Annotated in this window: 26 protein-coding genes; 21 read left to right on the top strand and 5 right to left on the bottom strand. The window is 72.3% G+C overall.

All coding sequences use genetic code 11. The annotated features are described in order from the left end of the window. Positions 1-41: 41 nt before the first annotated feature. The 12 genes from argF to FXF68_RS32305 all read left to right on the top strand — a co-directional run bounded on the left by argF (position 42) and on the right by FXF68_RS32305 (position 11,192). A complete protein-coding gene (argF, locus tag FXF68_RS32360; RefSeq protein ID WP_148765915.1) occupies positions 42-1,043 on the top strand; it encodes an ornithine carbamoyltransferase in 1,002 nt (333 codons plus the stop codon). A 32-nt stretch (positions 1,044-1,075) separates the two neighbouring features. Further along, positions 1,076-2,011: a carbamate kinase gene (gene arcC, locus FXF68_RS32355; protein WP_148765913.1), complete on the top strand. Its 936-nt coding sequence runs from the start codon at positions 1,076-1,078 to the stop codon at positions 2,009-2,011. After that, positions 2,008-3,468, top strand: a complete 1,461-nt coding sequence (locus tag FXF68_RS32350) for an amino acid permease (RefSeq protein WP_222870169.1) — start codon at positions 2,008-2,010, stop codon at positions 3,466-3,468. The genes arcC and FXF68_RS32350 overlap by 4 nt, the downstream gene beginning before the upstream one ends. Beyond that, positions 3,465-4,397 carry a universal stress protein gene (locus tag FXF68_RS32345; protein WP_148765911.1) on the top strand — a complete coding sequence of 311 codons (933 nt, stop codon included), beginning with the start codon at positions 3,465-3,467 and terminating at the stop codon, positions 4,395-4,397. The genes FXF68_RS32350 and FXF68_RS32345 overlap by 4 nt, the downstream gene beginning before the upstream one ends. 71 nt (positions 4,398-4,468) lie before the next feature. Beyond that, the gene (locus FXF68_RS32340; RefSeq protein WP_425458629.1) at positions 4,469-5,284 is read left to right on the top strand and encodes a helix-turn-helix transcriptional regulator; all 816 of its coding nucleotides are present in this window, start codon (positions 4,469-4,471) and stop codon (positions 5,282-5,284) included. Continuing rightward, a complete protein-coding gene (gene sufB / locus FXF68_RS32335; protein WP_067886989.1) occupies positions 5,281-6,693 on the top strand; it encodes a Fe-S cluster assembly protein SufB in 1,413 nt (470 codons plus the stop codon). The genes FXF68_RS32340 and sufB overlap by 4 nt, the downstream gene beginning before the upstream one ends. Beyond that, on the top strand, positions 6,693-7,829 hold the full coding sequence (gene sufD / locus FXF68_RS32330) for a Fe-S cluster assembly protein SufD (protein ID WP_148765908.1): 1,137 nt from the start codon (positions 6,693-6,695) through the stop codon (positions 7,827-7,829). The genes sufB and sufD overlap by 1 nt, the downstream gene beginning before the upstream one ends. A gap of 73 nt (positions 7,830-7,902) precedes the next feature. Further along, on the top strand, positions 7,903-8,220 hold the full coding sequence (locus FXF68_RS32325; RefSeq protein ID WP_148765906.1) for a non-heme iron oxygenase ferredoxin subunit: 318 nt from the start codon (positions 7,903-7,905) through the stop codon (positions 8,218-8,220). A 27-nt stretch (positions 8,221-8,247) separates the two neighbouring features. Next, on the top strand, positions 8,248-9,012 hold the full coding sequence (gene sufC / locus FXF68_RS32320; protein WP_067886981.1) for a Fe-S cluster assembly ATPase SufC: 765 nt from the start codon (positions 8,248-8,250) through the stop codon (positions 9,010-9,012). After that, entirely contained in the window at positions 9,009-10,328 is a 1,320-nt protein-coding gene (locus FXF68_RS32315) for a cysteine desulfurase (protein ID WP_148765903.1), read from the top strand. Before sufC ends, FXF68_RS32315 begins: the two co-directional genes overlap by 4 nt. Before the next feature lie 72 nt (positions 10,329-10,400). Further along, the gene (gene sufU, locus FXF68_RS32310; RefSeq protein ID WP_148765901.1) at positions 10,401-10,859 is read left to right on the top strand and encodes a Fe-S cluster assembly sulfur transfer protein SufU; all 459 of its coding nucleotides are present in this window, start codon (positions 10,401-10,403) and stop codon (positions 10,857-10,859) included. Positions 10,860-10,865: 6 nt separating this feature from the next. Further along, positions 10,866-11,192: a metal-sulfur cluster assembly factor gene (locus tag FXF68_RS32305; protein WP_148765899.1), complete on the top strand. Its 327-nt coding sequence runs from the start codon at positions 10,866-10,868 to the stop codon at positions 11,190-11,192. A gap of 71 nt (positions 11,193-11,263) precedes the next feature. On the opposite strand, the gene FXF68_RS32300 is transcribed toward FXF68_RS32305, so the two are convergent. Then, on the bottom strand, positions 11,264-11,833 hold the full coding sequence (locus FXF68_RS32300) for a hypothetical protein (RefSeq protein ID WP_148765897.1): 570 nt from the start codon (positions 11,831-11,833) through the stop codon (positions 11,264-11,266). 150 nt (positions 11,834-11,983) lie between these two features. Between FXF68_RS32300 and FXF68_RS32295 the strand changes: the two genes are divergently transcribed. After that, positions 11,984-13,165 carry a sensor histidine kinase gene (locus tag FXF68_RS32295; RefSeq protein ID WP_246179064.1) on the top strand — a complete coding sequence of 394 codons (1,182 nt, stop codon included), beginning with the start codon at positions 11,984-11,986 and terminating at the stop codon, positions 13,163-13,165. A gap of 73 nt (positions 13,166-13,238) precedes the next feature. Continuing rightward, entirely contained in the window at positions 13,239-13,913 is a 675-nt protein-coding gene (locus FXF68_RS32290) for a response regulator (RefSeq protein ID WP_148765895.1), read from the top strand. A 16-nt stretch (positions 13,914-13,929) separates the two neighbouring features. Here the strand turns inward: FXF68_RS32290 and FXF68_RS32285 are convergent, their stop codons facing one another. Together FXF68_RS32285 and FXF68_RS32280 are read right to left on the bottom strand one after the other, a co-directional pair. After that, the gene (locus FXF68_RS32285) at positions 13,930-15,066 is read right to left on the bottom strand and encodes an EAL domain-containing protein (RefSeq protein ID WP_246179063.1); all 1,137 of its coding nucleotides are present in this window, start codon (positions 15,064-15,066) and stop codon (positions 13,930-13,932) included. Between the two features lie 72 nt (positions 15,067-15,138). Then, positions 15,139-15,534, bottom strand: coding sequence for an ABC transporter permease (locus FXF68_RS32280; RefSeq protein WP_148765893.1), 396 nt, complete (start codon positions 15,532-15,534; stop codon positions 15,139-15,141). A gap of 67 nt (positions 15,535-15,601) precedes the next feature. Here FXF68_RS32280 and FXF68_RS32275 point away from each other — a divergent pair, with 67 nt between their 5' ends. From FXF68_RS32275 to FXF68_RS32265, 3 genes are read left to right on the top strand one after another with little or no spacing between them, the layout of a single operon-like run. Beyond that, positions 15,602-16,240, top strand: coding sequence for an AIM24 family protein (locus FXF68_RS32275; RefSeq protein WP_246179062.1), 639 nt, complete (start codon positions 15,602-15,604; stop codon positions 16,238-16,240). Beyond that, a complete protein-coding gene (locus FXF68_RS32270) occupies positions 16,240-16,893 on the top strand; it encodes an AIM24 family protein (RefSeq protein ID WP_148765889.1) in 654 nt (217 codons plus the stop codon). The genes FXF68_RS32275 and FXF68_RS32270 overlap by 1 nt, the downstream gene beginning before the upstream one ends. Positions 16,894-16,901: 8 nt before the next feature. Beyond that, positions 16,902-17,657: an AIM24 family protein gene (locus tag FXF68_RS32265; protein WP_148766174.1), complete on the top strand. Its 756-nt coding sequence runs from the start codon at positions 16,902-16,904 to the stop codon at positions 17,655-17,657. A gap of 75 nt (positions 17,658-17,732) precedes the next feature. On the opposite strand, the gene FXF68_RS32260 is transcribed toward FXF68_RS32265, so the two are convergent. Continuing rightward, entirely contained in the window at positions 17,733-18,524 is a 792-nt protein-coding gene (locus FXF68_RS32260) for a VOC family protein (protein WP_148765887.1), read from the bottom strand. Positions 18,525-18,790: 266 nt separating this feature from the next. On the opposite strand from FXF68_RS32260, the gene FXF68_RS32255 reads away from it, so the two are divergent. The 3 genes from FXF68_RS32255 to FXF68_RS32245 all read left to right on the top strand — a co-directional run bounded on the left by FXF68_RS32255 (position 18,791) and on the right by FXF68_RS32245 (position 21,690). Next, positions 18,791-20,389 (top strand): ABC-F family ATP-binding cassette domain-containing protein, encoded by a 1,599-nt coding sequence (locus tag FXF68_RS32255; RefSeq protein WP_148765885.1) that lies wholly within the window; start codon positions 18,791-18,793, stop codon positions 20,387-20,389. Positions 20,390-20,505: 116 nt separating this feature from the next. Beyond that, on the top strand, positions 20,506-20,718 hold the full coding sequence (locus FXF68_RS32250) for a helix-turn-helix domain-containing protein (RefSeq protein WP_067886945.1): 213 nt from the start codon (positions 20,506-20,508) through the stop codon (positions 20,716-20,718). Between the two features lie 150 nt (positions 20,719-20,868). Then, complete coding sequence (locus tag FXF68_RS32245; RefSeq protein ID WP_148765883.1) at positions 20,869-21,690, top strand: enoyl-CoA hydratase/isomerase family protein; 822 nt, start codon at positions 20,869-20,871, stop codon at positions 21,688-21,690. A gap of 42 nt (positions 21,691-21,732) precedes the next feature. Here the strand turns inward: FXF68_RS32245 and FXF68_RS32240 are convergent, their stop codons facing one another. Next, entirely contained in the window at positions 21,733-23,670 is a 1,938-nt protein-coding gene (locus FXF68_RS32240) for a Xaa-Pro dipeptidyl-peptidase (protein WP_148765881.1), read from the bottom strand. Positions 23,671-23,951: 281 nt separating this feature from the next. Here FXF68_RS32240 and FXF68_RS32235 point away from each other — a divergent pair, with 281 nt between their 5' ends. Further along, positions 23,952-25,925, top strand: a complete 1,974-nt coding sequence (locus FXF68_RS32235) for an ABC transporter ATP-binding protein (RefSeq protein WP_148766172.1) — start codon at positions 23,952-23,954, stop codon at positions 25,923-25,925. Positions 25,926-25,932 lie beyond the last annotated feature (7 nt).

Raw genomic sequence — 25,932 nt, 5'->3', positions numbered from 1 at the left:
CCGCACGACCAAGACGATCCCGCACGACCAAGGAGTGGACGATGGCGTTCGACCTTCGCGGGCGCAGCTTCATCAGGGAGCTCGACTTCACACCGGAGGAGTTCGGGTCCCTGCTCGACCTCGCCGCGGATCTGAAGGCCGCGAAGCGCGGCGGCACCGAGGTCCCGGCTCTGACCGGCCGGAACATCGCGCTGATCTTCGAGAAGTCGTCCACCCGGACGCGCTGCGCGTTCGAGGTCGCCGCGCACGACCAGGGCGCCCACGTCACCTACCTCGACCCGAGCGGCACGCAGATCGGCCACAAGGAGTCGATGAAGGACACGGCCCGCGTCCTCGGACGCATGTACGACGGCATCGAGTACCGCGGGTCGAGCCAGAAGCTGGTGGAGGAGTTGGCGGCGTACGCGGGCGTCCCGGTGTGGAACGGCCTGACGGACGAATGGCACCCGACGCAGATGCTCGCCGACCTCCTCACCATGCGCGAGCACAGCGGCGGGCCCCTGGACGGCGTCACGTTCGCCTACCTGGGCGACGCCCGCAACAACATGGGCCACAGCTACCTGGCGGCGGGCGCGCTGGCGGGCATGAACGTCCGCGTCGTCGCGCCGCGCGCCCTGTGGCCGGACGAGGAGACCGTCGTCACGCCGTCCGCCGAGGTGGCCGCCACGACCGGCGCCGACCTCCGCTTCACCGAGGACGTCGCCGAGGGCGTCCGCGGCGCCGACTTCGTGATCACCGACGTGTGGGTGTCGATGGGCGAGCCCGCCGCGCGGTGGGACGAGCGGATCGCGCTGCTCCGCCCCTACCAGGTCAACGCCGAGGTCATGCGCGCGACCGGCAACCCGGACGCGAAGTTCATGCACTGCCTCCCCGCCTTCCACAACCGGGACACGGTCGTCGGGGAGCAGATCTTCCAGAAGACCGGCCTGGACGCCCTGGAGGTCACCGAGGAGGTGTTCGAGTCGGACGCCTCCATCGTCTTCGACGAGGCGGAGAACAGGATGCACACCATCAAGGCGGTCATGGTCGCGACGCTCGGCTGACCGGCCGGAGCGCGGAAGGGGAAGGGGGCAGGATGCGCGTCGTCGTCGCGCTCGGTGGGAACGCGCTGGTGGAGCGGGGCGACACGCCCGACGCCGACCTCCAGCGCGGCAACGTCGACCGGGCGGTGCGGGCGCTGGCGCCGCTCGCCGAGCGGCACGAGCTGATCGTCACGCACGGGAACGGCCCGCAGGTAGGGGTGCTGTCGCTGGAGAGCGTCAACGACCCGAACCTGACCCGGCCGTACCCGCTGGACACGATCGGCGCCGAGACCCAGGGCATGATCGGCTACTGGATGCTGCAGGCGCTGCAGAACGCGCTGCCCGGCCGCCAGGTCATGGCCATGATCAACCAGACGCTGGTCTCCGCCGTGGACCCGGCGTTCGAGAACCCGACCAAGTTCGTCGGGCAGGTGTACGAGCGGGAGGAGGCGGAGAAGCTCGCCGCCGAGTACGGCTGGACGGTCCGCCAGGACGGGGAGCTCTGGCGCCGCGTGGTGCCGTCCCCGCGCCCGCAGCGGGTGATCGAGACGCGGCTGATCAGGGAGCTGGTCCGGCTCGGCACGGTGGTGGTGTGCGCGGGCGGCGGCGGCATCCCGGTGTTCCGCAACGACGTCGGGCGGCTGGAGGGCGTCGAGGCGGTGATCGACAAGGACCTCACCGCGTCCGTCCTGGCCGAGAGCATGGACGCGGACGCCCTGCTCATCCTCACCGACGTGTCCCGCGTCATGCGCCACTACGGGACGCCGCGCCAGGAGGAGATCGTCCACACCACGCCGCACGAGCTGCGCGCCGAGGAGTTCCCCGCCGGGTCGATGGGCCCGAAGGTCGAGGCGGCGGCGAGCTTCGTCGAGCGGACCGGCGACATGGCCGCGATCGGGCGCCTCGACCAGTGCGTGGAGATCCTCGACGGGACGGCCGGCACGATCGTCACCCCCAACGCGACCTGGCCGCTGGCGAGCACGCTGTGACCGCCCCGCCGAAGCCCGCGCCCGTCTCGTTCGCGCGGAGCCTGCTGCGGACCAAGCCGGTCGACCGGATCGTCGCCGAGGGCGGCCAGGGCGAGGGCGGCGAGCTCAGGCGGACGATGGGCCTGCTCCAGCTCACCCTGTTCAGCGTCGGCGCGACGCTCGGCACGGGGATCTTCGTCGTGCTCGGCGAGGCGGTGCCGCTGGCCGGGCCCGCCGTCGTGCTGTCGTTCGTCCTGGCCGCCGTCACCGCGCTGTTCTCGGCCTTGTCGTACGCGGAGCTGGCCGGGACGATCCCCGTGTCCGGCTCGTCCTACTCCTACTCGTACGCGACGCTCGGGGAGCTGGTCGCGTGGGTCTGCGGCTGGTGCCTGCTGCTGGAGTACGCCGTGTCGGTGTCGGCCGTCGCGGTCGGCTGGGGCGCCTACCTGAGCGCGTTCTTCGACGACGCGGCGGGCTTCACGATCCCGGCGGCGCTGGCCGGGCCGCCGGGGGAGGGCGGGGTGGTCAACGTCCCGGCGGTGGCCGTGGTGCTGCTCGCGATGTTCCTGCTCCTGCGCGGGACGTCGGAGAGCGCCACCGCCAACACGATCATGGTGTTCCTCAAGATCGGCGTGCTGCTGTTCTTCTGCGCGGTCGCCTTCACCGCCTTCAAGTCGGGCAACCTGAGCCCGTTCGCGCCGATGGGCTGGGCGGGCATCAGCGCGGCCGGGTCCAAGGTGTTCTTCTCCTACATCGGCTTCGACGCCGCGTCCACGGCGGGCGAGGAGGCGAAGAACCCGCGCCGCGACCTGCCGCTCGCGATCGTCCTGTCGCTGGCGATCGTCACGACCGTGTACGTGCTCGTCGGGCTCGCCGCCGTCGCCGCCATGCACTGGACGAGGTTCAGCCTCAGCGGCTCGGAGGCGTCGCTCGCCGAGGTCCTGAACGAGGCGACCGGACGCACCTGGCCGTCGATGATCCTCTCGCTCGGCGCGGTGATCGCGATCGCCAGCGTCGTCCTCACCGTCATGTACGGGCAGACCCGCATCCTGTTCGCGATGTCGCGGGACGGGCTCGTCCCCGACGTGTTCCAGAAGGTCAGCCTGCGGCGGCGCGTCCCGGTCGCCAACACCGTCATCGTGGCCGCGTTCATCGGGACGCTCGGCGCCGTCGTCCCGCTCGGCCGCCTGGTGGACGCCACGAGCATCGGCACGCTGTTCGCGTTCGCGCTGGTCAGCGTGGGCGTGATCGTGCTGCGGCGGACGCGCCCCGACCTGCCGCGCAGCTTCCGCACCCCGCTCTACCCGGTGACACCGCTCGCGGGCGTCGGGTTCTGCGTCTACCTGATGGTCGGCCTCGGCGGGGTGACCTGGACGGTGTTCGCGCTGTGGAGCCTCGTGGGCCTCGCCGCCTACTTCCTCTACGGCCGCCGCCATTCGCGGCTGGCGGGCGAACCGTCCGGACGGAGCGCCCGGTGAACGGGCCGCGCGTCCTCCTCGGCTACTCGCCGGACGAGCGCGGCGACGACGCGCTCGCGCTGGCGGCGCTGGTCGTCCGGTCGGCGGGCGGGTCGCTGGTGGTCGCGAACGTCCACCCGCCGCCCTGGCCCGCGCGCGGCCCCGGCTCGGTCGACGCCGAATGGGTCGCCTACCTCAGGGAGGAGTCGCGGTCCGCGCTCGACCGGGCGGCGGCGCGGCTTGCCGGGACGGGCGCGCCGGAGCCGACGTGGCGCGTCCACGCCCACCGGGGCAGCGGGCGCGGCCTCATCGAGATCGCCCGCGACACCGCCGCCGACCTGGTCGTCATCGGGTCCGCGCCGCGCGGGCGGCGCGGCCGGATCGCCATCGGCAGCACCGCCGACCAGCTCCTGCACGGCTCGCCGGTGCCGGTCCTGCTCGCCCCGCGCGGCTACGCCGCCGACCCGCCCGACCGGCTGGCGCGCATGACCGTCGCGTACTGGCGGCGGCCGGGCGCCGAAGGCCCGCTGGCGAGCGCCGCCGCGTTCGCCGCGTCGCTCGGGGTGCCGTTGCGGCTGCTCACGCTGGTGCTCAGGCCGCCCGGCCTCGCCGCCAGGTTCCGCGACGCGGACGCGATGATGGAGCGCCGGCGGGTCCAGGCGGAGGAGGACCTGCGGGACGCCGCCGCCGGGCTCCTCGACGCGGCCCCGCGCGTCGAGCGCGAGACCGCCGCCGGGACGGGCGTCGCCAAGGCGCTCGGCGCGGTCGATATGCTGCCGGGCGAGGTGCTGGCCTGCCTGTCCAGCCACGACGGGCCGCTCCGCAAGGTCTTCCTCGGGGAGAGCTCCGGCAAGATCGTCCGGGCCGCGCCCTGCCCGGTGCTGGTGCTGCCGCGCGGCGCCGCCCGGCGCCCCGCCGCGGCGCCGGACGCGCAGCCGCGTGTTAGGTAAGGCTTACCTGCGTGAGCTACGACATCGGCGTTCCGGTGTTTGCCGGGAAGGAATTACGGCACACTGATGTTGTGAAAAACGTGAGCGAGGATCGGGCGAGCACGGAGACCGCAGGTACGCGGTCCGCCGGCGTGCCGTCCGCGCCCGGCCGCACCGAGCGCGACACCCGCGCCCGGGTGGCCCGGCTGATCCTCGAGCACGGACCGGTCACGGCGTCCACGCTGGGGGAGCGCGTCGGCCTCACGCCCGCCGCGGTCCGCAGGCACCTGGACGCGCTGCTGGCCGAGGGCATGATCGAGGTCCGCAAGGCGCGGACGCCGCAGACCCGGCGCGGCCGGGGGCGTCCCGCCAAGTGGTTCGCCATAACCGACGCCGGGCGCAACGCGTTCGTGCACGCCTACGACGACCTGGCGACGAGCGCGCTGCGCTTCCTCGCCGAGACGGCGGGGGAGCGCGCGGTCGCCGAGTTCGCCCGGCGGCAGATCGCCGACCTGGAGCGCCGCTACCGGCCCGTCGTGCAGGAGGCGCCGCTCCACCAGCGGGTCCGCACGCTCGCCGAGGCGCTGTCCGGCGACGGCTACGCGGCCGCCGCGGCCAAGGCGCCGCAGCCGGGCGGCGGCGAGCAGCTCTGCCAGCACCACTGCCCGGTCGCGCACGTCGCCGCCGAGTTCCCGGAGCTGTGCGAGGCCGAGACCGAGGCGTTCAGCCGCCTGCTCGGGACCCCCGTGCAGCGGCTGGCCACGATCGCCCACGGCGACGGGATCTGCACGACCCACGTCAGCCCGCACTCGCTCTGCGGGCCCGGCGAGAGCGGCCGGAGCGGCGGCGATGCCGCCGCGAGCGAAGAACTGACCAGTGACGAGGAGTCCGGAGGGACCTCCCTATGACTACGGCAGCCCACCCCGAACTGGAGGGGCTCGACAGGTACAAGTTCGGCTGGGCCGACTCCGACGAGGCCGGGGCCTCGGCGCGGCGCGGCCTGAACGAGGACGTCGTCCGCGACATCTCGGGCAAGAAGGGCGAGCCCGAGTGGATGCTCGACCTGCGCCTCAAGGGGCTGCGGCTGTTCAGCAAGAAGCCCATGCCGACCTGGGGCTCCGACCTGTCGGACATCGACTTCGACAACATCAAGTACTTCGTCAAGTCGACCGAGCAGCAGGCGGCGTCCTGGGAGGAGCTCCCCGAGGACATCAAGAACACCTACGACAAGCTCGGCATCCCCGAGGCCGAGAAGCAGCGCCTGATCGCGGGCGTCGCCGCGCAGTACGAGTCGGAGGTCGTCTACCACAAGATCCGCGAGGACCTTGAGGAGAAGGGCGTCATCTTCGTCGACACCGACACCGGCCTGCGTGAGCACCCGGAGATCTTCCAGGAGTACTTCGGCTCGGTGATCCCGGTCGGCGACAACAAGTTCGCCGCGCTGAACACCGCCGTCTGGTCGGGCGGCTCGTTCATCTACGTCCCGCCGGGCGTGCACGTCGAGATCCCGCTCCAGGCCTACTTCCGGATCAACACCGAGAACATGGGCCAGTTCGAGCGGACGCTGATCATCGCCGACGAGGGGTCGTACGTCCACTACGTCGAGGGTTGTACCGCTCCGATCTACAAGTCGGACTCGCTGCACTCCGCCGTCGTGGAGATCGTCGTGAAGAAGGACGCCCGCGTCCGCTACACGACGATCCAGAACTGGTCGAACAACGTCTACAACCTGGTGACCAAGCGCGCCGTCGCCTACGAGGGCGCCACCATGGAGTGGGTCGACGGCAACATCGGCTCCAAGGTCACCATGAAGTACCCGGCCGTCTACCTGCTCGGCGAGCACGCCAAGGGCGAGACGCTGTCCATCGCGTTCGCGGGCGAGGACCAGCACCAGGACGCGGGCGCCAAGATGGTGCACGCCGCGCCGAACACCTCGTCCAGCATCATCTCCAAGTCGGTCGCGCGCGGCGGCGGGCGGACGTCCTACCGGGGCCTCGTGCAGATCCAGGAGGGCGCCGAGCACAGCAAGTCCACCGTGAAGTGCGACGCGCTGCTCGTCGACCAGATCAGCCGGTCCGACACCTACCCGTACGTCGACGTCCGCGAGGACGACGTCGAGATGGGCCACGAGGCGACCGTCTCCAAGGTGTCGGAGCAGCAGCTCTTCTACCTGATGAGCCGCGGCCTCACCGAGGACGAGGCGATGGCGATGATCGTGCGCGGGTTCGTCGAGCCCATCGCGCGCGAGCTGCCGATGGAGTACGCCCTCGAGCTGAACCGGCTGATCGAGCTGCAGATGGAAGGAGCCGTCGGCTGATGGGGCTGGAGCAGAAGCCTCTGTCGACGCTGCACGACAAGGCGTCGTACGAGGTCGCCGACTTCGACGTGCCGACGGGCCGCGAGGAGGAGTGGCGGTTCACCCCGCTGCGCCGCCTGCGCGGCCTGCACAACGGCACCGCCGAGGAGGGCGGCAAGGTCCTGGTCGAGGCGGAGGCGGCGCCGGAGGTGACGGTCGAGACCGTCGGCCGCGACGACGCCCGCCTCGGCAGGGCGTACGTCCCCGCCGACCGGGTCAGCGCCCAGGCGTGGAACTCGTTCACCGAGGCCGTGGTCGTGACCGTCCCGAAGGAAACCGCCGCGTCCGCGCCGACCGTGCTGCGGCTGCGCGGCGAGGACGCCTCGGCCGCCGCCTACCGGCACACGACGGTGATCGTCGAGCCGTTCGCGCAGGCGACCGTCGTGCTCGCGCACCGCGGCGTCGCGACCTACGCCGACAACGTCGAGTTCGTCGTCGGCGACGGCGCCCGGCTGTCGGTGATCAGCCTCCAGGACTGGGCGGACGGCAGCGTCCACGTCTCCCACCAGCACGCCCGCCTCGGCCGCGACGCCCGGTTCGTCTCGCACAACGTGTCGCTCGGCGGCGACGTCGTGCGGATCTCGCCGTCGGTGTCCTACGACGGTCCCGGCGGCGACGCCGAGCTGTACGGGGTGTACTTCGTGGACGGCGGCCAGCACCTGGAGCACCGGCTGCTCGTCGACCACGCCGTCCCAAACTGCCGCAGCCGCGTCGACTACCGCGGCGCGCTCCAGGACCAGGACGCGCACGCCGTCTGGATCGGCGACGTCATCATCCGCGCCGAGGCCGAGGGCACCGACACCTACGAGCTGAACCGCAACCTCGTCCTCACCGACGGGACGCGGGTCGACTCCGTCCCGAACCTGGAGATCCTCACCGGCGAGGTCGCGGGCGCGGGGCACGCCTCGGCGTCCGGACGGCTCGACGACGAGCACCTGTTCTACCTCCAGGCGCGCGGCATCACCTTCGACGACGCGCGCCGCATGGTCGTCCGCGGGTTCCTCGGCCAGCTCGTCGAGCGCATCGAGGTCCCCGACGTGCGCGAGAAGGTCCGCGAGGCGATCGAGGCCGAGTTGGATCAGGGAGCGTCCCGATGACCGGAGCGAAGCGAGGATCATCGGGCGCCCGCCTCGGGGGTCTGGGGGTCGTCCCCCAGAAGGGCAGGTCGCGGTGACGTACGTGAAGGTGTGCGCGCTCGGTGACGTCCCGGCGGACGGGGCGGTCGCCGTCGAGGTCGACGACACGCCCATCGCGATCGCGCGGAGCGGCGAGGACGTGTTCGCCGTCAACGACATCTGCTCGCACGCCGAGGTCTCGCTCTCCGAGGGCGAGGTGTACGACGGCACGATCGAGTGCTGGCTGCACGGGTCCTGCTTCGACCTGCGCAGCGGCAAGCCCACCAACCCGCCGGCCACGCAGCCGGTCGCCACCTACAAGGTCAAGGTCGAGGACGGCGACGTCTACGTCTCGCTCGCCGCCGACGACTAGGCCCCACGATAAGGACAACGACGCACTATGGCCACGCTTGAGATCCGCGACCTCCACGTCTCCGTCGGCGACGGCTCCGACGGGTCGAAGGAGATCCTCCGCGGGGTCGACCTGACCGTGCAGGCCGGCGAGACCCACGCGATCATGGGGCCGAACGGCTCCGGCAAGTCCACCCTCGCGTACGCGGTCGCCGGGCACCCGAAGTACGAGGTGACGTCCGGCACGGTGACGCTCGACGGCGAGGACGTCCTCGCCATGTCGGTCGACGAGCGCGCCCGCGCCGGGCTGTTCCTCGCGATGCAGTACCCGGTCGAGGTGCCGGGGGTGTCGGTCTCGAACTTCCTGCGCTCGGCGGTGACCGCCGTCCGCGGCGAGGCGCCGAAGCTCCGCGAGTTCTCCAAGGAGATGAAGCAGGCGATGGACGACCTGTCCATCGACCCGGCGTTCGCGCAGCGCAGCCTGAACGAGGGCTTCTCCGGCGGCGAGAAGAAGCGGCACGAGATCCTGCAGCTGGAGATGCTGAAGCCGAAGGTCGCCGTCCTGGACGAGACCGACTCCGGCCTCGACGTCGACGCGCTCAAGGTCGTCTCCGAAGGGGTGAACCGGTTCGCGTCCGGCGACACCGGCGTGCTGCTGATCACCCACTACACCCGCATCCTCCGCTACGTGAAACCCGACTTCGTGCACGTGTTCGCGGGCGGCCGGGTCGTCGCCGAGGGCGGGCCCGAGCTGGCCGACGAGCTTGAGGAAGAGGGCTACGAGAAGTACGTGAAGGCGGGCGCGTCGCTATGAGCCTGAGTGAGGCGAACCGGGCGGCGTGGGAGGCCGCGTCCCCGGAGGGCGCCGGGAACCTCCTGCCAGAGGAGCTGAAGAAGGACTTCCCGCTCCTGCAGCGCACGGTCCGCGGCGGGCACCCGCTCGTGTACCTCGACTCGGGCGCGACGTCGCAGAAGCCCCTCCGGGTGCTGGACGCCGAGCGCGACTTCTACGAGCGGCACAACGCGGCCCCGCACCGCGGCGCGCACCTGCTCGCCGAGGAGGCGACGGAGGCGTACGAGAACGCGCGCGCGTCGATCGCCCGGTTCATCGGCGCGACGCCCGCCGAGATCGTGTTCACCAAGAACGCCACCGAGGGCATCAACCTGGTCGCGTACGCGATGAGCAACGCGGCGACCGCGGGCCCGGAGGCGGAGCGGTTCAGGGTCGGCCCCGGCGACGAGGTCGTCGTGTCGGAGATGGAGCACCACGCGAACCTCGTCCCGTGGCAGGAGCTGTGCCGCCGGACGGGCGCGACCCTGCGCTGGTTCGGCATCACCGACGACGGGCGGCTCGACCTCGACAGCCTCGACGACCTGGTCAACGAGCGGACGAAGATCGTCGCGCTGACGCACCAGTCGAACGTGCTCGGGACCGTCCCGCCGATCGAGCTGATCGCCGCCCGCGCGCACGCGGTCGGCGCGCTGGTCCTGCTGGACGCGGCGCAGTCCGTCCCGCACCAGCCGGTGGACGTCTCCCGGCTGAACGTCGACTTCCTCGCCTTCTCCGGGCACAAGATGCTCGGCCCGACCGGCATCGGCGTCCTGTGGGGGCGGAGCGAGCTGCTGGAGGCCATGCCGCCGTTCATCACCGGCGGCTCCATGATCGAGGTCGTCCGGATGGAGGGCACCACGTTCATGCCGCCGCCGCAGCGGTTCGAGGCGGGCGTGCCGATGACCGCGCAGGCCATCGGGCTCGGCGTGGCGTGCGAGTACCTCGCCGAGATCGGCATGGACCGGGTGCACGCCCACGAGGAGGCCCTCATCGGCTACTCGCTGGAGCGGCTCACCGAGATCCCCGGCGTCCGGATCGTCGGGCCCGGCACCACCGAGGCGCGCGGCGGCGCCGTGGCGTTCACCGTCGACGGCATCCACCCGCACGACGTCGGGCAGGTGCTGGACGACCTCGGCGTCGAGGTCCGCGTCGGCCACCACTGCGCGTGGCCGATCTGCCGCCGCTTCGGCATCCCGGCCACCACCCGCGCGACGTTCTACCTCTACAACACCCTCGACGACATCGACGCGCTCGCCGACGGGGTGCGGCAGGCGCAGCGGTTCTTCGGGACGGTCTGACCCGGGTCCGACCCGCCCGGAACACGCCCACCGCCCGCCCTGTTGCAGTGAGAAAGGCTTGGAAAGGACGACATGCAACTGGAGGCGATGTACCAGGAGGTCATCCTGGACCATTACCGCAACCCCCACCACAAGGGGCTGCGGGAGCCGTTCGAGGGCGAGGCGCACCACGTCAACCCGACGTGCGGCGACGAGGTGACGCTGCGCGTCCACCTGGACGGCGAGGGCCAGGCCGCCACGGTCGCCGACGTGTCCTATGACGCGATGGGCTGCTCCATCAGCCAGGCCAGCGCCTCGGTGATGTCCGACCTGATCATCGGGAAGTCCGTCAAGGAGGCGATGGCGGTCGGGGACGAGTTCCTGGCGCTGATGCAGTCGCGCGGCCAGGACGTGCACCCCGACGAGGACCTCCTTGAGGACGCCATCGCCTTCGCGGGGGTCTCCAAGTACCCCGCCCGGATCAAGTGCGCCCTGCTCGCCTGGATGGCGTGGAAGGACGCGACCGCCCGCGCACTCGGAGAGACAAGGTAGGGCACCATGACCGAACCGACCGGCACGGCCGTCCCCGAGGAGGAGATCCTCGAAGCCCTCAAGGACGTCGTCGACCCCGAGCTCGGCATCAACGTCGTCGACCTCGGCCTGGTGTACGGCGTGGACATCGCCGACGAGGTCGCCGTCCTGGACATGACGCTCACCAGCGCCGCCTGCCCGCTCACCGACGTGATCGAGGACCAGGCGCACAGCGCCCTGGAGGGCCTGGTCAAGGACGTCAAGATCAACTGGGTCTGGCTGCCGCCGTGGGGCCCCGACAAGATCACCGACGAGGGCCGCGACCAGCTCCGCGCCCTCGGCTTCAACGTCTGACCGGCATCACCTGTGAGGCCGCGCCCCGCTCGCCGGGGTCGCGGCCCCACGTGTCTTCGCGGTGCTGATCGTCAGTCTTGGCGCGCGGGGTCGGCGGGCTTCCGGGCCTTCTTGGGCTTCGCGGGCCAGAGGGTGTGGGTGATGGGCCACAGGGACCAGATCGCGAGGACGAGGCCGAGGCGGGCCGTCCAGCCGAGGAGGGCCTCGGTGCGGTCGGCGTCGCCGATCCAGGCGATCATGGCGAGGAGCAGGGCGCAGCCGATCGCGGTGGCGACCGCGGCCTTGCCGAACTCACGCCACTCGTAGCGGGTCCGGGCGGCGCCGTGCCCGGGCTTGCCGCGCGGCGGCGGGCCGCCCGCGAAGCGGTGCGCGAACCGCTCGTCCGCCCAGCGGACCATGCTGTGCCCGAACGCGACCGAGTAGCCGAGGTAGGCGGCGGCGAGCCCGTGCGCGAACCCGGCGGTCGCCCCGCCGCGCAGGTCGGCCGCCGTCGCGACCAGCAGCACCAGGTCGACCAGCGGGACGCAGAGCAGCAGCGCCGCGCCGGTCCGCCGCAGGCGCAGCGGGTAGCGGGCGGCGAGCCCGGACGCGAGAACGACCCAGAAGCCGATCTCGCAACCGGCGATGACCGCGATGAGCACGGGAGACCCCTTTCCGTCGGTTCCATGGTCCGGGGCCGGGGGCCGGGAATCGTCGTCCGCTGTGCGGGTTCCGAGGGTCGTCCGAAGGATGTACGGGGCATCCTCACCCGGACGGACGAGCCACGGCGCCGGAGATGCTGAGATGGGACGGTGCACCGCATCCGACGCCTGACCACCCGCCAGGACGCGCTGATCGTCGTGGCGGCGCTGGCCGGCGGGCTGACGATGCTCGCCGCGCACGGCTACTCCACCTGGTCGGAGGACTGGGACCCCTCGTTCCGGGCGCGGCTCGTCCCGCTGCTCGGGCTGTGCACGGCCATGCTGCTGCGCCGGACGGCGCCCCTCACCGCCCTCGCGCTGGCGACGCCGTTCAACTTCGCCGACGTCGCGTTCGGGCCGAGCATCGCCACCGCGATGATCTACGGCGACGCGCTGTACGCGGCGAGCCTGTACGGGCGGCGCCGGACGGCGGAGTGGCTGCTCGGCGCGACCGTCCTCGCCGCGCTCGGGGTCGCCGTGGGCGCCGCGATCGGGCTGCGCGGCGTCGCGCCCGGGGTGGTCGGCGGCGCGGTCGCCGGGCTGGTGTGGGTCGCGCCGGTGCTGACCGCGATGGCGGTCCGGGAGCACCGGTTCCGGGCGGAGGCGGAGCGGGCGCGCGCCGAGCAGGTCGCGCGGCTCGCCGAGCTGGACCGGCGCGCCGCCGTGACGGCCGAGCGCGCCCGGATGGCCCGGGAGCTGCACGACGTGATCGCCAACCATCTGAGCGCGGTCGCGCTGCACTCCTCGGCCGTCCTGAAGGTGCGCGACCTGGACCGGGACGGCGTCGACCGCGCCATGGAGGTCATCCGGGAGAACAGCGTGCAGGGACTCGCGGAGATGCGCCGGATGATCGGGCTGCTGCGGGAGGGCGACGGCGACGACCCGGCCGCCCGGCCCCGGCTCGCGGAGCTCGACCGGCTCGTCCGGCACACCGCGCGGTCCGACCTGTCGGCGAACCTGGAGGTCAGCGGGGAGCCGCCGGAGCTGCCCGCGGCGGTGGAGCTGGCGGCGTACCGGATCGTCCAGGAGGCGCTGACGAACGCGCTGAAGCACGCCGGTCCCGGCCGCGCCGACGTGCGGGTCGCCTACGCGCGGCGGCGCGTGGTGATCGACGTGCTGAGCCCGCTCGGCCGGGACGGCTCCCGGCTGCCGGGCACCGGCAGCGGCCTGGTCGGGATGCGCGAGCGCGCCGTGATGCTGGACGGCGAGTTCGACGCGGGCCCGGACGGCGAACGCTGGCGCGTCCACGCCGAACTGCCCCTGGACCAGGTGATCGAAGGGCGGGCGTCATGACCGGAGCGGAGCGAGGACCATGGCGACCGCCGTCCGGGGACCTGGGGGCCGTCCCCAGGAAAGGCGGGGCGTCGTGATCGATGTGCTGGTGGCTGATGATCAGGCGGCGGTCCGGGCGGGGCTGGTGCTGATCCTCGGGGCGGCGCCGGGGGTCCGGGTGGTCGGCGAGGCGGCCGACGGGCGGCGGGCCGTGGAGCTCGCCAGGGAGCTGCGCCCGCACGTGGTGCTGATGGACGTCCGCATGCCCCGCCTCGACGGCATCGCCGCGACCCGCGAGATCGCCGGGTTCACCGACGTGCTGGTGCTCACCACGTTCGACATGGACGAGTACGTGTTCGGCGCGCTGCGGGCGGGCGCGTCCGGGTTCCTGCTCAAGGACGTCGACGCCGACCGGCTGGTGGAGGCGGTGCGGACGGTCGCCGCGGGCGAGGGGATCATCGCGCCCCGGGTGACCCGGCGGCTGATCGAGGCGTTCTCCGCCGCCCCCGCGCCGCCCGCGCCGCCCGCCCTTGAGGAGCTGACGCCGCGCGAGCGGCAGGTGTTCGCGTGCCTCGGCGAGGGCCTGTCCAACGGGCAGATCGCCGCCCGCCTGGACATGGCCGAGACGACCACCAAGACCCACGTCAGCCGGATCCTGCAGAAGCTGGGGCTGGCCAGCCGCGTCCAGGCGGCCATCCGCGCGCAGGAGACGGCCGCCTCCGGACTTTCCGGGCCGGACCCCCATAAGGGATCACCCGGGACGAGCTGACCCCGTAGGAACGATCTCAGCCGGACAGGCTGCGGATCAGGTCGGCGACGCGGACGATGCCGAAGCACCGGCCGAGCTCGTCCACCACGACGAGGTCGTCGTAGACGCGGTCGTCCTCCCGCCCGGCGGCCCGCAGCGCCGCGACGGCGGGCACGGTGCGCGGCACCAGGCGGGGCGGGTCGGCGAGCCGCGCCGCCGGACGCCGGGCGTGCAGCGCGTGCCCGTACGCCCCCGAGAGCCGCAGCAGGAACCGCGTCCGGTCGACGGTGCAGCGGGGGCGCTGCCGCTCGTCCACGAGGACGATGCTGGTGATGCCGGTCTCGCTGTTCAGCGCGGTGAGCACCTCCCCGGCGGTCGCCGTGTGCGGCATCGTCACCGCGGGCAGCGTGAACTCCGAGACGCGCGGGCCGAGCCCGAGGTCGTGCCGGGCGGGCTCGCCGGGCGCGGCGACCGGGATGTGGATCGGCATCCCGGGCCGCCACTCCGGCGGGGCGAGCGCGGGACCCTGGACGAGCCGGACCCCGGCGTCCCGCATCCGCAGCACCTGCTCGCGGGTCGTCATCCGCGGCGCGAGGACGTGCGTCTCCAGCCGGTGCGCCAGCTGGACGAGGCTGTCCACGAGCGAGGCGCGGCGCGGCTCCGACATCGCCCTGCGGGCCAGGTCGGGATCTAGTTTCAGGAGGTAGCAGGCGCCGTCGACGAGCAGGTCGAGCGGCGCGTGCGCGGCGCCGAGGCCCGCGAAGCCGACCAGGTAGCCGGCCCTGCGCAGCCCGCCGAGCGCGGCGGTGAGTGGGGGGCGCACCGCGGGCGGGAAGCCCCCGGACACGCAGAGGATGATCTCCTGGGGGCGGCGTCCGGTCTCGGCCAGCCCGCGGTGCAGGCCGGCGAGGACGTCCTCGCCCTGGCAGAGGGTCTCGGCCCGGAGGCCGATCTGGATCGGCAGCGGGCTGCCGAGGTCGGCGCCGGCGCGGGCGGCCTCGACCGCGCGCCGCACGTCCTCGGAAGCCGGATCCGCCCGCATCGGGACGCGGGACGGGCCGATCGGCGCGGCATGCGCCTCCACGGCGACGACGGTGCCGGTGCCGAGATCGACCACCGGATGGAACACCGCCCGCGCCGGAAGGAGGGCGTCAATCGCTTCGACAGCGGACACAACGGCATCATGTCGCCCGTCAACCCTCGAAACTAGATACGTCAGGAGAAGTTAACGCATAATTCGCGCTGCTCACAGGCCCCGACCGCCGACGAACGCGGAGAGGAGGTAGGTGGCTCCGGCGAGTGCCGCGAGCCACGCGTACGCGGTGATGTCGGCGCCGCGGAGCGCCTGCACGGTCAGCCCGCCGACCACGGCGACGGTCAGCACGTCGCCGGTCATCGCCGCCGCGCGCAGGTGCGCGCGGGCCCGGGTGCCCGAGCCGAACCCGTCGCTCAGCGGCAGCGCGGGCTCGTTGCGCCGGTACGCCAGGTAGCCCGCGTACCCGGCCAGGGCGACGAGGGCGACGAGGGCCGTCCCGGACCGCCCGTCGGCGGCGAGCACGACCCCCACCACGACCCCGGCGCCGAGGACGACGCCGGGCACGGCCCACCTGCTCAGGCTGCGGCGTTCGGGAGCGATCCACATGGTCCTCATCCTTCCCGATCTACGGAGCGGCGGACCGGCAACGCGCCGGGCTGTATCTTCTCGCTTCGTGGCTCGATTTCGATTGAACGGCTCGAAGATGCTCGCCGTCGACCTGGCGGGCGAGACGGTCCGGGCACTGAACGGCTCCATGGTCGCCTACGAGGGCCAGATGGCGTTCAAACGGCAGGGCATGACGGGCGGCGAGGGCCTGCGCGGCGCCCTCAAGCGGAGGATCGCGGGCGAGGGCATGACACTCATGGAGGTCACCGGCCAGGGGACGGTGTACCTGGCGAGCGAGGCGACGGAGGTCACGCTCGTCCAGCTCGGCGGCGACACCCTGTTCGTGGAGTCGGAGAGCCTGCTGGCGCTGGACGGCAACCTCCAGACCGGCGTCCAGTTCGTCGGGCTGCGGGGGATGGGCACGGGGCAGGGCCTCGCCACCACCAAGGTGGAGGGCCACGGGACGGTCGCGATCCTCTCCGACGGCCCGGCGATCGCCCTTGAGGTGACGCCGCAGACGCCGCTGTGCGTCGACCCGCACGCCTACGTCTGCCATCACGGGCAGCTCCAGCAGGACGTGGTGACCGACGTCAACTGGCGGACGGTGATCGGCCAGGGATCAGGGGAGAGCGTGCAGTTCCGGTACCAGGGGCACGGGCTGGTGTACGTCCAGCCGGCCGAGCGCGGCGGGATTCTGGAGATCTGATGCCCGGATATCAGGCGATCAACTCGAAGATGCTCCAGGTGCCGATCGGCCCAGGGCAGGAGGTCTACAGCAAGCGCGGCGCGATGCTCGCCTACACCGGGCCCGTGTCGTTCGCGCCGACCACGACGGCCGGGCAGGGCGTCGGCGGCGCGCTCGGACGCGCCGTCGCGGGCGAGCACAGCGCGATGATGCACGTCACCGGTCAGGGCAGCGTGATGTTCGGGCACGGCGGGCTGGATGTCACCGTCATCGACCTGAACGGCTCCGACACCCTCTACGTGGAGGCCGACCGGCTGCTGGTCCACGACACGTCCCTCCAGGTCGGGACGATGTTCATGGGCGAGCAGGGCGGCGTCCGGGGGATCGTGCGCGGCGCGGTCACCGGGCAGGGCCTGTTCACCTCGACGCTCGCCGGTTACGGCTCGTGCGCGGTGCTGTCGCACGGCGGCGTGCTGGAGCTGCCGATCGGGCCGCAGCGCCCGGTGCACGTCGACCCGCAGGCGTACGTGGCCCACCGCGGCCAGGTGCAGAACAAGCTCACCACGGCGGTGGGCCTGCGCGACCTGATCGGACGCGGTTCCGGCGAAGCGTTCCAGCTGGAGCTGAGCGGATCCGGGGTCGTCTACGTCCAGGCCAGCGAGAGGAAGATCTGACCGTGAGCATGTTCGGCACGCAGACCTGGAACCCCGGGACGCTCCCCGTCAACGACAACGTCAACCCCTACGCCTTCAGCGTCGACCTCAACGGCCAGTGGTTCGCGCAAAAGGGGAAGATGATCGCCTACTACGGGCAGATCAGGTTCGAGCAGCTCTCGGCCGGGCCGCTCGACTCGCTCGTCGCCCACACGTTCAACTCCCCGCTGTACGCGCAGGACTGGATCGTCGCGCAGGGGCAGGGCAAGCTCCTCCTCGCCGACCGCGGGTTCGACGTCAACTCCTACGACCTGGACGAGGGCAACCTCACCGTCCGGGCCGGGAACCTGCTCGCCTTCGAGCCGGGCCTGGAGCTGAAGCAGTCGATCATCCCCGGGTTCCTGACGCTGATCGGGACGGGGCGCTTCGTCGCCGCGTCCAACGGCCCCGTCCACTTCGTGGAGCCGCCGATCCGGGTCGACCCGCAGGCGCTGCTCGGCTGGGCCGACTGCCCGTCGCCCTGCCACCACTACGACCACTCCTACATGCGCGGCGCGTTCGGCGCCGCTCGGATGGTCTTCGGGATCGGCGGGTCGTCCGGCGAGGAGCACCAGTTCGACTTCACCGGGCAGGGGACGGTGCTGCTGCAGTCGTCCGAGACCGTGATGAACGAGGACGTCCTGCTCCGCGATCTCGAAGGGCAGATCGGGCTGGTCGGCGCCAACGGCCTCCAGCGCCTCCACCGGACGATCTCGCAGCGGCTGTCGTCCGAGCGCCAGGGCTGACACGGCGGTTCCAGGGCCGACCCGGCGTCCCAGGCCCACGGCGTTCCAGGGCCCCGGCGGCCCTGGAACGTCCGGTCACGACTCCGGCTCGGGCGCGGGCTTCATCACGCGGAACGGCACGCCGAACGGGTCGCGGACGGACGCCGACCGCCCGTACGGGCTGTCCCGCGGCTCGCTGTCGACGGAGCCGCCGCCCGCGCGGACCTCGCGGACGGCCTGGTCGGCGTCCTCCACCGAGAAGTACGTCAGCCAGGAGGGGACGGCCTCGCCGCCCCCGCCGAGCACCGTCTCGGCCCCGCCGAGGATGCCGCCGACGTACCGGCCGTCCGGCCGCTTCAAGGCGGTGTAGTCCATCCCGGGGACGGGCTCGAACTCGTAGCCGAACAGCGTCCCGTAGAACTCGCGGGCGGGCCCGGCGTCGGGCGTCACCAGCTCGTTCCAGACGAACGAGCCCGGGTCGTTCACGATCGCCGACCCGACGTGCGCCTCGCCCTGCCACAGGCCGAACTGGGCGCCCTGCGGGTCCTTGAGCACCGCCATGCGGCCCTGGCCCATGACGTCCATCACAGGGACGACGACCTCCGCGCCCGCGTCGGCGGCCCGATCGGCGGAGCGGTCGCAGTCGTCGGTGGCGAAGTAGACGTTCCACCAGTACACGTCGGGCTGGTCGTCGGGGTTCTGCATCATCCCGGCGACCGGGAGGCCGCGCACCTTGCACATGTTGTAGTGGCCCGCCTCGGGGCCCGCGTCCTCGAACCGCCAGCCGAAGAGCGCCCCGTAGAACGCGCGGGCCCGGTCGATGTCGGGGACCCCGATGTCCAGCCAGTTGGGGGTGCCCTCGGGGGCGTTGCTCGTGACCTGGGTCATCTGCACTCACTCCTTCGCGCTGGGACCCACCGGTCCCGGTGTCGTCCCGTCGCACGCCCCGCCCCTTCCATCCTGGCCCCTCCCCGCGAGTTCACACATCGCCGTCGGCCATCGGCATGGCCGGGACCGGCCCGCGGTCACGTACACTTGACGGATGGTTCCGCTCCCGAACTGACAGGCCGCCCAGCGCGCCCGCGTCTCAGGACCGCGTGGCGCGCTTTCTCGTGCCTGTCCACCGAGCCGTCCGTCAGGGGAGCCCTGTCACTGTGATCATCGCGAAAGACATCGAGCTGCGCGCCGGGTCCCGGCTGCTCATCGAGGCCGCCACGTTCCGGGTGAACCCCGGCGACCGGGTGGGCCTCGTCGGCCGCAACGGCGCGGGCAAGACCACCCTCACCCGGGTGCTGGCGGGGGAGGGGCTGCCCGCTCAGGGGGCGGCGACCTCGTCCGGCACCATCGGCTACCTCCCGCAGGACCCGCGCGACGTCGACCTCGACGAGCTGGCCCGCGACCGCATCCTGTCCGCCCGCGGCCTGGACGAGGTCATCCGCGACCTGCGCGCCGCCGAGGACGCCATGGCGACGGCGGGCGGCGCCGAGCGCGACAAGGCCGTCCGCCGGTACGGCCGCCTCGAGGAGCGGCTGCACGTGCTCGGCGGCTACGCCGCGGAGGCGGAGGCGTCCTCGATCGCGTCCAGCCTCGGGCTGCCCGACCGGGTGATGACCCAGCCGCTCGGGACGCTGTCCGGCGGCCAGCGCCGCCGGGTCGAGCTCGCCCGCATCCTGTTCTCCGGCGCCGACACCCTCCTGCTGGACGAGCCGACCAACCACCTCGACGCCGACTCGATCGTCTGGCTCCGCGACTTCCTGAAGTCGCACCAGGGCGGCCTCGTGGTGATCAGCCACGACGTCGACCTGCTGGACGCGGTCGTCAACCGGGTCTTCCACCTGGACGCCAACCGCTGCGTGATCGACGTCTACAACGTCGGCTGGAAGAAGTACCTCGACCAGCGCGAGACCGACGAGCGGCGGCGCAAGCGCGAGTCGGCGAACGCGCAGCGGCAGGCGTCCGCGCTGCTGTCGCAGGCCGACAAGATGCGCGCGAAGGCCACGAAGGCGAAGGCGGCCCAGCAGATGGACCGCCGCGCCCGGCAGCTCCTGGCGTCCGCGGAGGGGGAGCGGCGGGCCGACAAGGTCGCCAAGATCCGCTTCCCGGAACCGGCTCCGTGCGGCCGGACCCCCCTCACCGCGGAGGGTTTGTCGAAATCGTACGGATCTTTGGAGATATTCACCGACGTGGACCTGGCCGTCGACCGGGGCAGCCGGGTCGTGATCCTGGGCCTCAACGGGGCGGGCAAGACGACGCTGCTGCGCCTGCTGGCGGGCGTCGACAAGCCCGACACCGGGTCGGTCGTGGCCGGTCACGGCCTCCGCGTCGGCTACTACGCGCAGGAGCACGAGACCCTGGACGTCGACCGGTCCGTCCTGGAGAACATGCAGTCGGCCGCGCCGGGCCTCGCGCCCGTCGAGGTGCGCAAGATCCTCGGCTCGTTCCTGTTCTCCGGCGACGACGTCGACAAGCCCGCGGGCGTCCTGTCCGGCGGCGAGAAGACCCGGCTGGCGCTGGCGATGCTCGTGGTGTCCAGCGCGAACGTCCTGCTGCTGGACGAGCCCACGAACAACCTCGACCCGGCGAGCCGCGCGGAGATCCTCGGGGCGCTCCGGACGTTCACCGGGGCCATCGTCCTCGTCACGCACGACGAGGGCGCCGTCGAGGCGCTCGCCCCGGAAAGAGTGATTTTGCTGCCCGATGGTGTGGAAGACATCTGGAGTGACGAGTTTGCCGATCTGGTGGCGCTCGCGTGACCTGCGGAACGACTTCCGCAGATCTTTTCTGGCCGAGTGGGTAGCCGAACAGCCGGGAATGACTGATCATGGCGGGGGATAACGCAGCGGTCACCACATCACTACGGGAGGTACTCGTGGCCGAGACCCTGAAGAAGGGCACCCGCGTGACCGGTGCCGAGCGCGACAAGCTGGCGTCGGACCTCAAGAAGAGGTACGACTCCGGCGAGAGCATCCGCGCCCTGGCAGCCGCCACCGGCCGCTCGTACGGTTTCATCCACCGGATTCTGACCGAGTCCGGCGTCAACCTGCGCGGTCGCGGTGGCGCGACCCGGGGCAAGAAGTCCTGACCGGACACCGGCCCCCGGATGAGCGCACCGCCTGAGCCGTTGCCGCGGCCGACCGAGTAGGGTTCGGTCGCGGCGGCGGACAGGTGCGGCGGGTCCCGTCCCGTGGACGGCGGGACGGGCCCGGCGCCGCTCATTCGAAGGGACGGACCCATGGCGGACGCGCAGACCGCCGGGCGACCGGAAGCGGTCACCGGCATCGGCCCCGGCACCGACGAGGCGGCCCTCCTCGCTGAAGGAGGGCTGCGCCTGGACGTGTCCGGCGCCGTCGCCACCATCACCCTGGACCGTCCCGAGCGGCGCAACGCGATGACGTTCGCGACCTGGCGCGGGCTCGCCGCGATCGGCCGCTCCCTCCCCGCCGAGGTGCGCGTCGTCGTCCTGCGCGGCGAGGGCCCCTCGTTCTCGGCGGGCATCGACCTCGGCATGTTCTCCGGAGCGGGCGGGGGCTTTCCCGACACGTCCGACCCGAAGGCCGCCGACCGCCTCATCGCGGAGCTCCAGGAGGGCTACACCTGGCTCCGCCGCCCCGATTTCGTCACCGTCGCGGCGGTGCAGGGCCACGCCATCGGCGGCGGCTTCCAGCTCGCGCTGGCCTGCGACATCCGCGTCGCGGCCGACGATGCGAAGTTCTGCATGAAGGAGCCCGCGCTCGGGCTCGTCCCCGACCTGACCGGCACGAAGCCGCTGGTCGAGATCGTCGGCATCGGGCGGGCCCTGGAGCTGTGCCTGACCGCCCGGACGGTCCCCGCCGACGAGGCCGCCCGGATCGGGCTCGCCGAGATCGTCGTGCCGCGCGACGGGCTGGACGGCGCCGTCCGCGACCTGGTGGACGCGCTTCTCGCCGTCAACCCCGGCGCGGCGGTGGCGACGAAGCGGCTGCTGTGGCAGGCCGCGGAGAACAGCCTGGAAGAGCAGTGCGCCGCCGAGCGCCGGGAGCAGATCGGCCGGCTCCGCGAGCTGTTCGGCGGGTGACCGGCGGGCCGGGGTCCTGGGCTTCCCGGCCCGCCGGCCGGCCTACCCGAGCGACTCGCGGCCGCCCCGCGCGAGCGGCAGCAGCACCTTGCTGGCCCCCGGACGGACGGTGACCTTGGTCCCGGCCGGGTAGCGCAGCGTGTAGTCGTAGTCGGTGGACAGCAGGATCACGCCGAGCCGGTGACCGGCCTTCACGACGTAGTCGGTGGGCACGAAGTCCCACGTGAACGTGTACGTCTTGCCCGGCTTGATCGGCTCGGTGCGGCTGAAGTCGTGCCGGTTGCGGGCGTCCAGCCAGCCCCGCGTGATGATCTTGAAGGGGGCGGTCTCGGTCCGCAGCGTCTGCCGGATCGTGCAGCCGGGGTCGCCCTCCACGCTCTGCCCGAAGCACACCTGCTGGTCGGTGTTGTCCCGGGCGCCGGTCGGGCGGGTGTCGGTCCCGTAGTCGACCAGCAGGGCGGTCAGGAACGGCGACCGGCCGTCCAGCGACGCCTGGATCGAGGCGGACGGGATGCCGTCCACCCGGACGGGCTCCTCCAGCGGTCCCGTCAGGTACGCGAGCCGGTTCGGGTCGGCCTGGTTCTCGTTGGCGAGGAGCTGCTCGGCGGTGCGGGTCTTGCCCGCGTCCACGAACGACTGCGGGGCGCCGTGCCGGGCCTTGAGACCGAGCGTGCCCGGCTGCCCGGACGGCCCGGCGTTCAGGCTGACCGGGACGGTCCGCGTCCCCGGCACGGGCCAGTCGGACGCCGTCTCCCACGAACCGTCCGCGCGCTCGACGTCGACCTTCGGCTCGCGCTCGATCCCGTTGCGGATCCCGTAGAGGTAGCGGTCGAACCAGTGGTGCGTCTGCCGCAGCCACTCCTCGACGCGCCAGCGGAACGGCGTGGAGTGGTTGCCCTGGTGCAGCCACAGCTTGCGCGGGACGCCCGCCTTCTTCAGCGCGTTCCACCACTGGACGGAGTTCTTGACCTTGACGTTCCAGTCGTTCACGCCGTGCACGACCATGACGGCGGCGCGCACCTTGCGGGCCTGCCCGACGTAGTCGCGCTGGGCCCAGACCTTGCCGTAGTCGCCGGTCTCGCGGTCCTGCGCCTTCTCGATCTCGTCGATGATCTTGGCGCAGACCTCGGGGTTCTGCCGAGTCAGCACGATCTTGGCGAGGACGTCCAGGTCCTCGCCCTGGAACCCGCCGGGCGCGACCACGCCGCCGCCCGCGCGGTAGTAGTCGTACCAGCTGGAGATCCCGGCGATCGGGACGATCGCCTTCAGCCCCTCGACGCCGGTCGCGGCGGCCATGTTCGGCAGCGTCCCGTTGTAGGACTGGCCGATCATGCCGACGTTCCCGGTGGACCAGGTCGCCCTCACCGGCGAGCCGTCCGGCGCCCAGCCGCGGGCGCGGCCGTTCAGCCAGTCCACGGCGGCCTTCGCGCCCGCCTGCTCGCTGCGGTCCCCGGACGTCGGGCAGCCGGTGGACCCGCCCGTCCCGATGCTGTCGAGGTCCGCGATCGCGTACCCGCGCGGCAGGAAGTAGTTGTCGTAGTAGCCGGGGAAGACCTCGGCCATGTTGCGCGGGGCCGGCTTCAGCGCGCGGCTCTGCGGGTCTCCGATGTCGACCGGGTGGTTCGGCACGCTGTGCGTCCCCGCCCAGTACGGGCTCGCCTCCATGATCGTCGGGACCTTGAGCCCGGCGGTCTCGGTCTCCTTCGGGCGCATGATCCGCAGCTGCACGCGGTCCCGGACGCCGTCGCGGTCGCTGTCGGCGGTGGTCTCGATCATCACCGTCTGGGTGACGGCGTCGGCCCGGGAGAACACCGGCTGCGTCTCGCCGTTCCGCACGGTGACCTGCGGGGACGCGGCGCGTCCCGGCGACTCGGGACCGGCGGGGGGCAGCGCCGCTCCCGCCGGGAACGCGGTGAGCGCGAGCAGCGCGGCGGCGAGGGTGATCGCGCCTGCGCCGCCCCTTGTGAGGGGTCGTGTCACTGGGGCTCCTGGGGGGTGCGAAGCCTTGAGGGTGTTGATCACAGTCGCACTAGCGGGCCCGCTTGTCCAGACGCGGTTACGCCCTGAGCGGAGCCGGGAAGCCCGACGGGCGGGGCGGCGTTGTCCGCTCCGACTGAGATGCTTACTTGATTACCGCGCTTGATCATCCGCACTCGGCCACCCGCTCCGTCCGGACGACCGCGCCGGTCGGGACGGGCCGACCGGGCCGATCGGGAAGGTGGGGCGCGGCACGCCGACCACACGATGGAGGCACAGTGGGAATGCCGGGAACGCCGGGCAACGGCTGGCAGGTGATGGCCTCGTTCCGCCGGGACAGCTCCGTCACCCAGCAGAGGCTGAAGCCCGGCACGGTCAAGCGGATCGCGGGGTACGCCCGGCCCTACGTCCGCGAGCTGGTGCTGTTCCTCGCGCTGAACTCGGTGTCCGCGCTGATCGTGGTCGCCAACCCGCTGCTGCTGAAGGGGATCATCGACCGCGGCATCGTGCCCGGGGAGCAGAGCGTCGTCGTCTGGCTCGCGGTCGCCGTCGCCGGGCTCGCCCTCGTGGAGGCCGTGCTCGGCCTCGGGCAGCGCTGGTACTCCGCGCGCATCGGCGAAGGGCTGATCTACGACCTGCGCAGCCAGGTGTTCGCGCACGTCCAGCGGCAGCCCGTCGCGTTCTTCATGCGCGCCCAGACCGGCTCCCTGGTCAGCCGCCTGAACAACGACGTGATCGGCGCGCAGCGGGCGATCACCACCACCCTGTCGTCGGTGGTGTCCAACGTGATCAGCCTGGTCGTGGTGCTGATCACCATGATGATCCTGTCCTGGCAGGTCACGCTGATCGCGCTGCTGCTGCTCCCGGTCTTCGTCCTGCCGGCCAAGTGGGTCGGCAAGCGGCTGCAGCGGGTCAGCCGCGAGCAGATGGTGCTGGACGCCGAGATGGGCTCGCTCATGACCGAGCGGTTCAACGTGGCGGGCGCGATGCTGGCCAAGCTCTACGGGCGCCCGGCCGAGGAGGAGGAGAACTTCTCCAGTCGCGCCGCCCGCGTCCGCGATATCGGTGTCGTCGCCGCCATGTACGGCCGGGTGTTCTTCACCGCGCTGACGCTCGTCGCGGCCCTCGCCACCGCCATGGTCTACGGCGTCGGCGGCTCCCTCGTCGTCGGCGGCACCTTCGAGCTCGGCACGCTCGTCGCGCTCGCGACCCTGCTCACCCGGATGTACGGGCCGCTCACCGCGCTGTCGAACGTCCACGTCGACGTGATGACGGCGCTCGTCAGCTTCGACCGCGTGTTCGAGGTGCTCGACCTCAAGCCGCTGATCCGCGACCGCGAGGACGCCCGGCCGCTGACCGAGGCCCGCGCGTCCACCGCTCCCGACCTGTCGAAGTCGCCGTCTGAGCCACTGTCGAAGTCGCCGCTGAAGGCGCCGTCGATCGAGTTCGACCACGTCCGGTTCGCCTACCCGTCCGCGGAGGAGGTGTCGCTCGCCTCGCTGGAGTCGATCGCGCGCACCGACACCGCGCCGGGCCGCGAGGTCCTGCACGACGTCGACTTCACCGCCGCGCCGGGGCAGCTCGTCGCGCTGGTCGGGCCGTCCGGCGCGGGCAAGTCGACGATCACGCACCTCGTGTCCCGGCTGTACGACGCGTCGGGCGGCGCGGTCCGGATCGGCGGCGCCGACGTCCGCGACGTGACGCTGGAGTCGCTGCGCGCCGAGATCGGCGTCGTCAGCCAGGACGCGCACCTCTTCCACGACACGATCAGGGAGAACATGCGCTACGCCCGCCCGGACGCCTCCGACGGGGAGATCCTGGACGCGCTCGCGGCGGCGCAGGTCGGCGCGCTGATCGCGGACATGCCCGAGGGCCTCGACACCGTGGTCGGCGACCGCGGCTACCGGCTGTCCGGCGGCGAGAAGCAGCGGCTCGCGATCGCGCGGCTGCTGCTCAAGGCGCCGTCGGTGGTCGTCCTGGACGAGGCCACCGCGCACCTCGACTCGGAGTCGGAGGCGGCCGTCCAGCGGGCGCTGCGCACCGCCCTCGCCGGGCGGACGTCGCTGGTCATCGCGCACCGGCTGTCCACGATCCGGGAGGCCGACCAGATCCTCGTGATCGACGAGGGCCGGGTCGCCGAGCGCGGGCGGCACGAGGAGCTGCTGCTCGAAGGCGGCCTCTACGCCGAGCTGTACCGCACCCAGTTCGCGCACCAGCGCGACGAGGAGCGGCGGACCGAGCCGCTCGGCGCGGAATAGCCGCTTC

This window comes from Actinomadura decatromicini (assembly GCF_008121305.1).
GTDB classification, from domain to species: domain Bacteria; phylum Actinomycetota; class Actinomycetes; order Streptosporangiales; family Streptosporangiaceae; genus Spirillospora; species Spirillospora syzygii.
Note: the sequence above shows the minus strand (reverse complement) of the source record. Positions and strands in the feature narration are given on the sequence as shown.

Coding starts and splice junctions, on each gene's coding strand:
- FXF68_RS32260 (WP_148765887.1), bottom strand. CDS start 18,524: ATGACCCAGGTCACGAGCAACGCCCCCGAGGGCACCCCCAACTGGCTG.
- FXF68_RS32315 (WP_148765903.1), top strand. CDS start 9,009: ATGAGCCTGAGTGAGGCGAACCGGGCGGCGTGGGAGGCCGCGTCCCCG.
- sufC (WP_067886981.1), top strand. CDS start 8,248: ATGGCCACGCTTGAGATCCGCGACCTCCACGTCTCCGTCGGCGACGGC.
- sufD (WP_148765908.1), top strand. CDS start 6,693: ATGGGGCTGGAGCAGAAGCCTCTGTCGACGCTGCACGACAAGGCGTCG.
- sufU (WP_148765901.1), top strand. CDS start 10,401: ATGCAACTGGAGGCGATGTACCAGGAGGTCATCCTGGACCATTACCGC.
- FXF68_RS32270 (WP_148765889.1), top strand. CDS start 16,240: ATGCCCGGATATCAGGCGATCAACTCGAAGATGCTCCAGGTGCCGATC.
- argF (WP_148765915.1), top strand. CDS start 42: ATGGCGTTCGACCTTCGCGGGCGCAGCTTCATCAGGGAGCTCGACTTC.
- FXF68_RS32280 (WP_148765893.1), bottom strand. CDS start 15,534: ATGTGGATCGCTCCCGAACGCCGCAGCCTGAGCAGGTGGGCCGTGCCC.
- FXF68_RS32305 (WP_148765899.1), top strand. CDS start 10,866: ATGACCGAACCGACCGGCACGGCCGTCCCCGAGGAGGAGATCCTCGAA.
- FXF68_RS32265 (WP_148766174.1), top strand. CDS start 16,902: ATGTTCGGCACGCAGACCTGGAACCCCGGGACGCTCCCCGTCAACGAC.
- FXF68_RS32245 (WP_148765883.1), top strand. CDS start 20,869: ATGGCGGACGCGCAGACCGCCGGGCGACCGGAAGCGGTCACCGGCATC.
- arcC (WP_148765913.1), top strand. CDS start 1,076: ATGCGCGTCGTCGTCGCGCTCGGTGGGAACGCGCTGGTGGAGCGGGGC.
- FXF68_RS32235 (WP_148766172.1), top strand. CDS start 23,952: ATGCCGGGAACGCCGGGCAACGGCTGGCAGGTGATGGCCTCGTTCCGC.
- sufB (WP_067886989.1), top strand. CDS start 5,281: ATGACTACGGCAGCCCACCCCGAACTGGAGGGGCTCGACAGGTACAAG.